11 protein-coding genes are annotated in these 10,851 nt (G+C 68.6%); 1 reads left to right on the plus strand and 10 read right to left on the minus strand.

Translation table 11 applies throughout. The features are described 5' to 3' along the window. Positions 1 to 64 precede the first annotated feature (64 nt). On the plus strand, positions 65 to 421 hold the full coding sequence (locus KME78_RS62990; protein ID WP_219539835.1) for a transposase: 357 nt from the start codon (positions 65 to 67) through the stop codon (positions 419 to 421). 69 nt (positions 422 to 490) lie between these two features. On the opposite strand, the gene KME78_RS62995 is transcribed toward KME78_RS62990, so the two are convergent. The 10 genes from KME78_RS62995 to KME78_RS63040 all read right to left on the minus strand — a co-directional run bounded on the left by KME78_RS62995 (position 491) and on the right by KME78_RS63040 (position 10,718). Further along, positions 491 to 1,231, minus strand: coding sequence for a sulfite exporter TauE/SafE family protein (locus tag KME78_RS62995; protein WP_417629451.1), 741 nt, complete (start codon positions 1,229 to 1,231; stop codon positions 491 to 493). A gap of 731 nt (positions 1,232 to 1,962) precedes the next feature. Further along, entirely contained in the window at positions 1,963 to 2,574 is a 612-nt protein-coding gene (locus tag KME78_RS63000; protein ID WP_219539837.1) for a TetR/AcrR family transcriptional regulator, read from the minus strand. After that, entirely contained in the window at positions 2,571 to 4,193 is a 1,623-nt protein-coding gene (locus tag KME78_RS63005) for a class I adenylate-forming enzyme family protein (RefSeq protein WP_219539838.1), read from the minus strand. Before KME78_RS63005 ends, KME78_RS63000 begins: the two co-directional genes overlap by 4 nt. Further along, the gene (locus tag KME78_RS63010) at positions 4,184 to 4,918 is read right to left on the minus strand and encodes a hotdog family protein (protein WP_219539839.1); all 735 of its coding nucleotides are present in this window, start codon (positions 4,916 to 4,918) and stop codon (positions 4,184 to 4,186) included. The genes KME78_RS63005 and KME78_RS63010 overlap by 10 nt, the downstream gene beginning before the upstream one ends. Position 4,919: 1 nt before the next feature. Then, positions 4,920 to 6,014 (minus strand): ABC transporter ATP-binding protein, encoded by a 1,095-nt coding sequence (locus KME78_RS63015; RefSeq protein ID WP_219539840.1) that lies wholly within the window; start codon positions 6,012 to 6,014, stop codon positions 4,920 to 4,922. Beyond that, positions 6,011 to 6,796: an ABC transporter permease gene (locus KME78_RS63020; RefSeq protein ID WP_219539841.1), complete on the minus strand. Its 786-nt coding sequence runs from the start codon at positions 6,794 to 6,796 to the stop codon at positions 6,011 to 6,013. Before KME78_RS63020 ends, KME78_RS63015 begins: the two co-directional genes overlap by 4 nt. Then, positions 6,793 to 7,674 (minus strand): ABC transporter permease, encoded by an 882-nt coding sequence (locus tag KME78_RS63025; RefSeq protein WP_219539842.1) that lies wholly within the window; start codon positions 7,672 to 7,674, stop codon positions 6,793 to 6,795. The genes KME78_RS63020 and KME78_RS63025 overlap by 4 nt, the downstream gene beginning before the upstream one ends. Continuing rightward, positions 7,671 to 8,744, minus strand: coding sequence for an ABC transporter substrate-binding protein (locus KME78_RS63030; protein ID WP_219539843.1), 1,074 nt, complete (start codon positions 8,742 to 8,744; stop codon positions 7,671 to 7,673). The genes KME78_RS63025 and KME78_RS63030 overlap by 4 nt, the downstream gene beginning before the upstream one ends. A 51-nt stretch (positions 8,745 to 8,795) precedes the next feature. Continuing rightward, positions 8,796 to 9,302, minus strand: a complete 507-nt coding sequence (locus KME78_RS63035) for an ATP-binding protein (RefSeq protein ID WP_219539844.1) — start codon at positions 9,300 to 9,302, stop codon at positions 8,796 to 8,798. A gap of 228 nt (positions 9,303 to 9,530) precedes the next feature. Then, positions 9,531 to 10,718, minus strand: a complete 1,188-nt coding sequence (locus KME78_RS63040; protein WP_219539845.1) for a GMC family oxidoreductase — start codon at positions 10,716 to 10,718, stop codon at positions 9,531 to 9,533. Positions 10,719 to 10,851: the final 133 nt, after the last annotated feature.

A 10,851-nucleotide genomic window follows, 5' to 3' on the forward strand; every position in this document is an offset into this window, starting at 1 on the left:
ACTATGAGCGGTTATCCGAGCATCACGAGGCCATGGTCCTGTGGGCGATGATCATCGTCATGGGGTGACGGCTCGCGCGATCCGCATCTCCCCAATCGAACTGACGATCAGTTTGTACACGGGCACTAAGACCGGCCGTGTGGTGACGATCCGCCCGCACCATGATCTGCAGGCCGCCGCTCGCCACCAGGCCGCCACCGATCCCGCCTGGCAGGAGGACTACCGGCGCTGGCGGCCCATGGTCGAACGCGCCGTGGCTTGGCTGGTCGCCCGCGGCAACTGGCGCCTGCGCTACCGCGGCGCCTACGCCAACGACCGCTGGCTCCACCACCGCGCCGCCGCTCTCAACCTCCGCCGCCTGATCAACCTCGGACTCACCCATACCAGCGGCATCTGGACTCTCAAACCGATCACTGCGTAGCAAGAGGGTGAGCCGGCTCATGCCGACCCACCCATCAAGATCTTCAGGACATTCCTACTAGAAGCCATTTCAGTGGAGCATCAGCTGGGCAATGGCGACGGTACCCACCACCACGATGAGGGTCCGCAGAATTGCGGGGCTGAGACGTCGACCTGCCGTGGCCCCGATCTGGCCGCCGACGGCGGAACCCACCGCGAGAAGTACCACGGCGGTCCAGTCGAATTCTGCGGCGATGAGGAAGAAGATCGCAGCGACGGTGTTGACCACGGCGACAAGCACATTCTTGATGGCGGTGAGCCGTCGCATGCTCTCATCGAGAAGTATGCCCATCAGGGCCACGTAGATGATTCCCTGGGCGGCGGCGAAGTATCCGCCGTACACGCTGGCCAGCGTTAGCCCAGCGAACAGCAGCAAACCGCCGTCGGAGTCGCCATACCTCTCACGATGGCGCAGTTTCTTGCTGATCCAAGGCTGAAGGACGATCAGAACGAGAGCGAACGCCACCAGAACGGGCACGATCCTCTCGAACGCCGAGGCGGGCAGCGCCAGCAGGAGTGTGGCACCCGTGAGGCCGCCGACCAGGGCGCCGACGCTCAGTTTCAGGATGCGCCGGCCTTGGCCGCGGAGCTCCTCGCGGTAGCCGATGGCCCCGCTGATCGAGCCGGGGATCAGGCCGAGCGCATTTGAGACCGTGGCGGTGACCGGCGGCAAACCGGTGGCAAGGAGAACCGGAAAAGTGATCAGCGTTCCAGAGCCGACGACAGTGTTGATGGCACCGGCACCGACGCCCGCCGCGAGAACGCCGAGCATCTCTCCAACTGTCATACCTGTCCTGTTCTTCCGTCGAGAGGGTGCCTCACCGGCTCTCCAGCGCAACGCCGTGGGATGGGGGGTTCATGGGTTGAAGCATATAAATCGCGCGCTTGGACAGTGATCGAAGCATCGCTACACTGTCGCTGGGCGCGCCGCAGACGAACTCGTCCAGCAGCACGTGGCCAAATAGGTGCTCGGGGTCGAGGTGCTGTTTGACAGTGAGGGCGACGAAGGCTCGCTTGTGGAGGAAGGGCCCCGTCGCACCGGGGATTCCGTGGGAGCCCGAGGTTGCGATGCCTCGAAGGCGTGTGCGGTGCCAGAACGCGGATACTCTTGCTGAGCTGGGGGGGTTGGCGGGGGCGATCAGGCCGCTCTACGGTACTCGCTGATCAGTCCAGTGACGGTCCTTTGTCGGTGGATCGGGGAAGCTATGTCGATCACCTCGCTGGGATCGTGCAACGGCGGGCGGAGCGAACGGCCCTGATGTGGGCGATGATGGTTGACATCGCGTCCGTACTCGGCGAGGACTACACGCAGGTGCCACTCGCCATAGGTAGCGGACGATCATCCCTGGTCAACCACCCAAGAGATTCAGAACGCTTAGCGCACGATCTGACACGGGCGTTTCCTCAACTCCCGACTCCGTGTCTGAACTGTTTCACCCCCTTGCTCTAATGGGCACACGAAAAGCGCTGAGCGACAACTGCCTCATGAGGCGGGTCAGCGGCTCAGGCGACGTGCAACAGCGCCAATGCCTGGCGGGAGATGACCGCCGCGATCTCATCCAGTGACAGCCGCCCGTCCGGGCGGTACCACAGTGCCACGCCGTTGCACATCTGGATGATGGAGAATCGGGCGAGGACCGGGTCGTCGGGGGTGAAGCTGCCGTCGGCGACGCCGTCCTCGATGAGCTGCCGCCAGATCTGCTCGAACTCGTCACGCAACGCCACCAGCTCCGCGCGTGCCTCGGTGCTGATGACCTCGAGCTCGGAGCGGTTCAGCCGCCACACGTTGCTGTCGCTCACCTCCAGCGTGACGTGCGCTCGGACGAGGTTGGCCAGGCGCTCGGCCGGGGTCGAGCCGCTCGTGGCCGCTTCCCGGGCGCTCCTGGTGGCGCTCTCGTAGTTGCGGCGCATCAGCTTGAGGAACAGGTCCTCCTTGCTGGAGGCATAGTGGTACAGGGAGCCGATGGTCAGGCTGGCCTCGCGGGCGATCTCCCGGATGCCCACCGCCGAGTATCCCTTGGTCGCAAAAAGGGCTCTGGCCGCGTCCATCAGCCGCTGCTCGGTCGGCGCCAGCCCTGCGTCGGGGCTCTTGGCTGCTTTTCCGCTGCTGTTCATCGTCGCTCTCCGAGATCGCAGAAGGGGACCTGGCCGCCCAGCTCCGCCAGGCGGCGTTTGACGATCCGCTCGGTCGGGGTTCGTTCGAAGCGGTCGACGAAGGACACGTACCGGGGCAGTTTGTGCCGCGCCAACGACGCCCGGGCGGCGGCGACCACGGCCTCGGCCCGCTCGCGTACCAGTGGTTCCTGCGTCGGCACGTCGCTCACCTGGAGGAACGCCCAGACCTCCTCGCCGCGGATCGGGTCAGGCCGCGGGATGACCGCCGCGTCCACCACGCCCGGCAGATCGCGCAGCGCGGCCTCGACCTCCTGGCACGAGATGTTCTCGCCGGCCCGGCGCACGATGTCCTTCATCCGCCGCAGGTAGCGGTAATCGGCGCCTTGGCGCTCCATGATGTCGCCCGAGCGGTACCATCCGCCCGGCAGGAACACCTCGGCGGTGGCGTCGGGACGGCGGTGGTAGGCGTCGGTGACCGTCGGCCCGCGGACCTCCAGCATGCCGACGCCGTCGCCCTCGATGACCCGGCCGTCCTCGTCGGTCAGCCGGAGCTCGTCGTCCGGCATCGGGCGGCCCAGCCAGCCGGCTCCGATCTCGCGGGTACCGGACCGGGCCTCGGACAGGGGCTGTCCCATCGTCACGCCCATCTCCGAGGTGCCGTACAGCTCCAGCCAGGGCAGCGCGAACCTGCGCTCCAGTTCGGCGTGCAGGTGGCGGGGGACCGCCACGCTCCACGCGGCCACGGCGCGGTGCCCGGTGTCGTGCGGGCCGGGCGGCGTGTTGAGCAGCATCGCCGGCATGGAGCCGATGGTCATGAACTTGGTGATCGACCTGCGCGCGACGTTCTCCATGAATGTCTGCGACCGGAACCGCGACAGGTAGATCGCCGTCGCGCCCGACTGCAGGGCGGCCATGAGCAGCATGAACGGGTCCCCGTAGTACAGGGGCTGGCTGGACATGACCCGGTCGTCCTCGGTGAGCTCCATGACGGTCGCCAGGGCCCGGCCGTCGAGCAGCCACTGCCGCTGAGTCTTGGCTACCGCCTTGGGCACGCCGGTGGATCCTGAGGTGAGGCCGAACCGGACTCGGGTATCGAGGTGGTCGGTACGGCCCAGGTCGTCGAACGGTGCGTCGTCCGGGTGTAGTAGCGGCTCGGCGCCCGGCACGGGCCGCTGGTAGGGGACGACGGCGGGCCCGTGCCGCCGGAGCGTATCGGCGTGTGCGTGGCAGAACTCGGGCGTGGCGATCACGTGGGAGGGCTCGACGAGGCCGAGGATGTGGTCCAGTTCGGGCGGGGTGAAGCCCGGGTTGAGCGGCACCATCGCGGCGCCCAGATGGGCCGCCGCCGGCACGAGCAGCGGCAGGGTGGAGCCACTGTCCAGCGACACGGCGAGGACGTCGCCCTGCCGGACGCCGCGCTGGCTCAGCTGCCCGGCCAGGCCTGCCACGCGGGCGGCGAGCTGGGCGAAGGTGAGCCGCTCGCCGTTCTCGTGCTCGAAGGCGAGGCGGTCGGGCCACGTGCGCGCCGCCCAGCGGGCCAGTCCGGCCAGGTTCGCGCCGGCCAGGCGGATCGGGTCGGTGCCGGGCAGGAGCGGCTGGTGGGCGGGGGTCACTGGCATATCATCACCCATTCGACGCTCGCGACGTGATCTCCGGAGGCGCTGGCCACCACGCCCGCCTCGAACCGGACGACCTCCAGCCCCGGGCGGGAGACGCTCGGACGGCGCTCCACCTCACCCAGCTCGCAGTGGATCGTCTCCTCCAGCGCGAGCGGAGGCCCGAAGGACCAGGTGAAGGCCCGGTTGAGCACGGTGTGGAAGTCGCCCAGGTGCCGGCCGCGGACGATCAGGCCGGAGGCGGTCAGCACGATCAGCGGCCACGGGATGTGGTCGGGATCCGCCTGGTCGCTGGGGAGCCAGCTGTGGAAGAGCAGTGCGTCCGCCTCGGTCATGGTGCGGCCCGCCGACGCCCGCCCCGGACGCCCGGGCAGGCGCTTGGGCTGCCCGGCGACAACAGTCCCGTGCGTGACGACCTGGTCACCGGCCGTGCCGCTGATGGTGTGCTCGTCGCCTGAGGAGGCCCCCCGTACGTCGACTCGGGCACCCTCGAACAGCGGGGCGTCGAAGGACCACCGCAGGCGGGACATGGGGGTCCAGATCAGCTCGGGGCGGTAGGCGTCGATCGTCAGCAGCATGCCGGTGACGCCCGACAGGATGCGCTGCCCGAACATGCTCTTGCGGGCTGTGAGGCGGTTGGTGTGCAGCTCGTCGCCGGTACCTTCCCAGATCGACCCCATGAGAAAGTCCTGGGCGGTGACGACGCGGGGTGCGAGGTCCACTCCCATGTCAGATCACCACCTGGCATCTGGCGGGGTCGATGTGAACGTGCAACGTCTCTCCTACGGTTCGGTCGTCGGTCTGGTGGATGGGGACATGGGCGATGAGGGCGCCCAACGCGGTGGTGCCGAGGTCGACGCGGGCGTGTTCGCCAAGGAACACGATGTCGTTCACCCTGGCCTCTACGGTGACGTGGTCTCCCGGCGGAGGCTGGAGCGAGATCGCGGTGCGCGGCACCGCCAGCCGGGCGCCCGTGGTCTGCGTGGCCGTCGACCTGATCCGTACGCGCCGCTCTCCGATGGACAGCTCGGCCACCTCACCGTGGAGAGCGGTGCCGTCGGGCAGCGCGGTGAGGTTCGCGTCGGTGAGCAGGCGGGCGACGTAGCTTGTCGGGGGCCGTTCGTAGAGCCGCGCGGGCGCGTCGAGCCCGACGAGCCGGCCGGCGTGGAAGACGGCGATCCGGTCGGACAGGGCCAGCGCTTCGTCCCGATCGTGCGTCACGTAGACGACGCTGCAGCCGGTGGAGCGGTGAATGCGCCGGATCTCCTGCTCCAGGTCCAGGCGCAGCGCCCGGTCGAGGGCGCCGAGCGGCTCGTCCATCAGCAGCAGTTGCGGCTCGCAGGCCAGCGCCCGGGCCACGGCCACCCGCTGCTGCTGGCCGCCGGACAGCTCGCGCGGCGTCCGGCCGCCCAGCTCGGCCAAGTGCACCAGCTCCAGCATCTCCTGTACGCGGGCTCGCCTGCGCTGCGCTGGCCATTTGCGCCGGCGCAGGCCGTAGGCGATGTTGTCGGCGACGCTCATGTGCGGGAACAGCGCGTAGTTCTGGAACACCATGCCGATGTCCCGCTCGCGTGGGGGTTTGCGTGCCACGTCCGAGCCCGCGATGCGCACCGCGCCGTCGTCGCAGCTCTCGAACCCTGCGACGATCTTCAGGACCGTGGTCTTTCCCGACCCGCTCTGGCCGAGGAAGGTGAGGAACTCGCCGTCCGCCAAGGACAGCGACACGTCGTCGACCGCGATGACCTGGCCGTAGCGCTTGGTGATCCGGTCGAGTTCGAGCCGCGGGACGGCGGTGGCGCGGGTCTGGGAGATCGTGACAGTCATCGGCGTCCACTTCTGCGCAGGAGCGCTTCACCGGCGGTCATGAGCGCGGCCGTGAGGAGGATGAGCAGGCCCGCGACCGCGGTGATCGTCGGGTCGACCCCGGTGACGACCGAGTCGAGGATGGCCTTGGGCAGCGTGGTCGTCCGCGGCCCGGACAGGAAGCTGACCAGCACCGCCTCGTCGAAGCTGGTGAGGAACACGGTGATCATGGAGGCGGCGATGGCCGGGCCGAGCAGCCGTACGGTGGTGTCCCACCACGCGCGGGCCCGACCGGCGCCCAGGGTCATGGCCGCCAGCTCCAGGTTGCTGGAGATCGCCCGGATGGCCGGCCACAGGATCAGCACCGCCAGGGGCAGCGTGACCACCGTATGCGCCAGGATGACGCCCGCGTACGTGTCCAGCGCGTGCATCCCGGCCAGCAGGCCGTAGACGGCGACGGCCAGGGCGACGCCCGGCACCAGCATGGGCAGCGTACTGACCGCGACGAGCGCGTTCTTGTACGGCAGGCGGGTGCGTTGCAGCCCGATCACCAGCAGCACGGCCGCGCCGACCGCCAGCATCGCCACCGGCAGGGCGATGACCAGCGACCGCAGGGTTACCACGCCCCACACGTCGGAGGTCAGCAGCGACCGGTACTGCCGCAGCCCGAGCCCTTGGGGCGGGAAGGACAGGTAGGAGGTCTCCGAGAAGGACATCGCGACGATGACCAGCGCGGGCGCCAGCAGGAACAGCACCGTCAGCCCCACCAGCGTCCGGAACGCCACCGTGCCGAGCCGCCTCATCTGTCACCCGCCGATGGCAGGAGCCGGGACAGCGCCTGGCCGGCGACGACTGCGGCCAGCGCGGCGAGCAGGATCACCAGCGCGAACGCCTTGGCGCCCGGCATGTCGAAGTACTCGAAGACGTAGCTGCCGATCATGGTCGCGACGAACGGCGTCCCGGGTCCACCCAGCACCACCGGAGTCACGTAGAAGCCGAGGCAGATGACGTAGACGAGCGTCGCCGCCGCGACGATGCCGCGCGCGGCGAGGGGCAGCACGACGCTCGTGATCGCCCTGGCCCGGCCGGCTCCCAGCGTCTCGGCGGCGCTGATGAGCGAGCGGTCGACGCCCGAGAACGTCGCGAACAGCGGCAGCACGGCGTACGGCAGCATCGCGTACAGCATGCCGACGATCACGGAACCCTCCGTGTAGAGCAGGCTCTGCTGCGAGTCCATCAGGCCCAGGGTGACCAGCAGCCGGTTCAGCGGCCCGCCCTGGCGCAGGATCAGCACGAACGCGTAGTTCTTGACCACGACGCTCATCCAGAACGGCGCGAGCACGGCGATCCACAACACCACTCGCCACAGGCGGCTGCGGACCGTGCACAACGCCCACGCCATGAACGCCCCCAGCACCACCGCCAGCGCGGTGACCTCGAAGCTAACCCACAGCGTGCGCAGCAGCGCCTGCCGGGAGGCGCCCGCGGTCAGGACCGAGACCAGCGCGGCCCGGCCCTCGGGCCCCAGCGTGTCGATGACCAGGGACGTCAGCGGGTAGGCGACCAGCCCGCCCACCAGGATCAGCGCGGGCGCCGTCAGCACCAGCCCGACGCCCGCGGAGGACTGGGCCTGCCAGCGGCCGGGGCGTGCCGCCCGCAGCACGCTCAGCGGGCCGGTCATCCGCCGACCAGCTCTCGCCAGGGCTGCTCGACCGCCTTGCGGTTGTCCACCCACCACTGCGGGTCCAGCCGCACCTGATTGTCCCGCGCGTGGGCCGCTGGCAGCAGCGCCGCCTCGCCGCTCGTGAGATGACGCGCGGTCTCGACGTTGGACATCCCGTACGCGAGTTGCCTGGCCAGCCCCGCCTGCGCCTCGGGATGGGTGGCGTACCACTCCAGGTAGCGCATCGCCTCCGCAGCGTTCGGCCCGCCCTTGACCACCACCATGTAGTTGGGGTTGACGAGCGAGCCCGACCATTCGAGCCGCAGCTTCACGCCCTGGTCCATGAGCGCCTTGGCCCGCCCGTTCCACATGATCGACATATCGACCTGCTGGTCGCGCATCACCTGCATCTGCTGGTCACCGCTGGTCGTCCACACGTCGACGTGTGGCTTGATCTTCGCCATGCTCGCGAAGGCGCGCTTGGTGTCGATCGGGAACACGTCTTTCGCGGGCATGCCGTCGGCGACCAGCGCGGTGGCGAGCATGGCGGCGGCGTTGTCGGGCAGGGCGCGGCGGCCGGGGAAGGCCGCAGTGTCCCAGAACTGCGCCGGATCGGCCGGGCACTTGGCCACCTTGGCCGTGTTGCACGCGATGACGTAGCCGGTCTCGGCGAGGCCCACGCCGTAGCCGGTGACCGTCCCGGGCAGAGAGACCTTCTCCAGCCGGGCCTTCACGTCCCGGGGCAGTGGCTCCAGGAGCCCCAGCGCGTTGAGCTGCGCCGCGTCGGCACCGGCCAGTCCTTCGATGACATCCCAGCTCACGTTCCCGCTCTGAGCCTGGGCCTGAAGCTTGGCGGCGAACCCGGTGCCGACGTTGACCTGCTGGAACGTCGTACCGGTCGCTTTCGTGTAGGGGTCTTCGAGCTCCTGCTTGAGCGCCTTGCCGGTGACTCCGCCGTAGTTGGCCGCGACCAGGGGCCGGTCGGCGGAGGCGTCGCCGGCGGACTCCCCGCAGGCTGTCAGAGCGAGCAGGCATGTGCTCGCGGCGGTGGCCAGACAGGCGCGACGCCATGTCCCGGTGATGTCCATGGGACCTCCTGTATTTCAATGCTTAGAACCATATCGATCGTTCGATATGTGTCAAGCATGTGAAACCGGGATTTTTTGTCGGACGGTGGCGGGGAGCTCGAACCAGGCGGCCTTGCCCGCCGGGGTGGCGGCACTGCCCCAGCAGCAGGCGAGCGCGTCGAGCAGGCGCAGCCCATAGCCGCCCTCGCCGCGTTCGAGCGGCCTGCGCGGCAAGGGAGCGACCGGGTGCCGACCCTCGACCTCACAGCGCAAGAGCCCGTCGACCAGCCAGACGGTGAGCCGCACCGGCCCGGTCGCGTGATGCAGCGCATCGGTGACCAACTCGCTGACCAGGAGTTCGGCGACCTCGGAGACTTCATCCGCGCTCCAGTCGGCCAGTTGCGTCCGCACGAGCACGCGGGCCACGGGCGCGGAGACGGAGTTGTACGGCAACGTCCAGGACGCCGACCACAGGTAGTCCGCCTCAGCGGGCGTATCATCCACGGATGCGGCTACGGCCCAGGGCGTCTCGAGCGGGCCGTTCGCGGGCTTGACATAGGCAGGATCTGTCGCGTTCATGCCGGACCTCGCATGGGGCCTGGGAGTGACGGTTCTTGAACGCGGTGCATGAACATGATCGCTTCCTTTTGGCTGCGGGTGATGGATATAAAAATCACCATAGCGATCGTTCGATATCGACATAAACAAAGAGAATCGAGATCTTTTCGGATCGAATGGCTCAGCTCCAACAGCCCAGCGCCATCGCACCCAGTGGAGGGACTGTTTCCCCCTCTGAAGTCCCGTGATTCAGGCGAGATCGTAGACGAGGTGCTCGGCGAGCGCGACGACAGGCAGGTTGGTGGTGGCGCGAGGGATCACGGGCATGATCGAGGCATCGATGACCCAGAGGTTGTCGCTGCCGTGCACGCGTCCCGTGCTGTCGACCACAGCGCCCGCGGCCGGATCGGGGCCGATCGCGCAGGTGCCGACCGGGTGCCAGTAGTGGGCGGCGGAAGAACGCATCGCTGCCGCGTTCCCCCTTGGGCGGGCGCTGAACTCGTCGAGCGGTGCCCCGAGCAGGGGTGCCAGCGCCGGAGAAGCGGCCATGCGCCGGCACAGGTCGATGCCCTCCCGTTGCACGCCCAGGTCGGCGCCTTCCGGATCCGTCAGGTAGGCGTGGTCGACGATGGGCTTGGACGTGGGGTCGAGTGAGGAGAGCCGGAGCGTGCCTTGGGAGCGGGGAGTGAGGCAGGCGGCGGGGAGTACGCAGGCCCAGCCGTTGGCGGTGCGGGTGGTCCACGGCAGGAGATGGAGGTCGTAGGGGGCACTGCCGCCGGTCGAGCGGGCCTTGCCCATGACCTGCTCGTCTGGCAGAGGGCGCAGCCGTTCATAGTCGGCGAGCCGTCGCGCCAGTTCGTCACTTGCCGCGAAGCGCAGTTCGAGCATGGGGTGGTCATGCAGGTTGCGGCCGACGCCCGGAAGGTCGAGGCAGAGGCGCACACCGAGGGCGCGCAGTTCGTCGGCCGGGCCCACGCCGCTGCGCAGGAGCACTTCAGGGGTGCCGTAAGTGCCGCCGCAGAGCACGAATCGGTCGGCCTCCACGACGAGCCGTTCTCGTCCTCGCAGCACATGGGCGCGGCGGACCGCCGAGCCTGGGAGCTCGAGCCGGTCGACGAGCGCCTGGTCGACGATACGAAGCCTGCTCTTGTCCCGGACCGGATCGAGGTAGGCGAAACCTGTGTTCCAGCGCACGCCGCTGGGGTTGTTCACGGGTGACGGGCCGCAGCCGGAGCCACCGAAGAGGTCGTCCAGGTCGTCCGTCCGCGGGATCCCACACTCGATCATGGCTTCCATCGCCGCGGACTGGAAGGGGGTGAGCTCCTCGTCGGAGTAGTGCCTGACGAGCAGCCTGGCCGCGCCTTCCTTCATCAGACCGATGAGCGATACGTCGGTCCAGGAGAGTCCCCACGAGCGGTAGTCGGAGACGTGGCCCACAGTCTGAGAGGACGTTCTGCAACGGTATGGGCCTTTAATCCCTGCGTTTCGATAGGGATTTTCGGCAAATAGGTTGACGTTCAGTGTGAGTGCGCTCAACTGACAGTTATGGGCGAGCGCATGCCATACCCCA

Origin of the sequence: Nonomuraea guangzhouensis (genome assembly GCF_019396345.1) — a bacterium.
GTDB lineage: Bacteria > Actinomycetota > Actinomycetes > Streptosporangiales > Streptosporangiaceae > Nonomuraea > Nonomuraea guangzhouensis.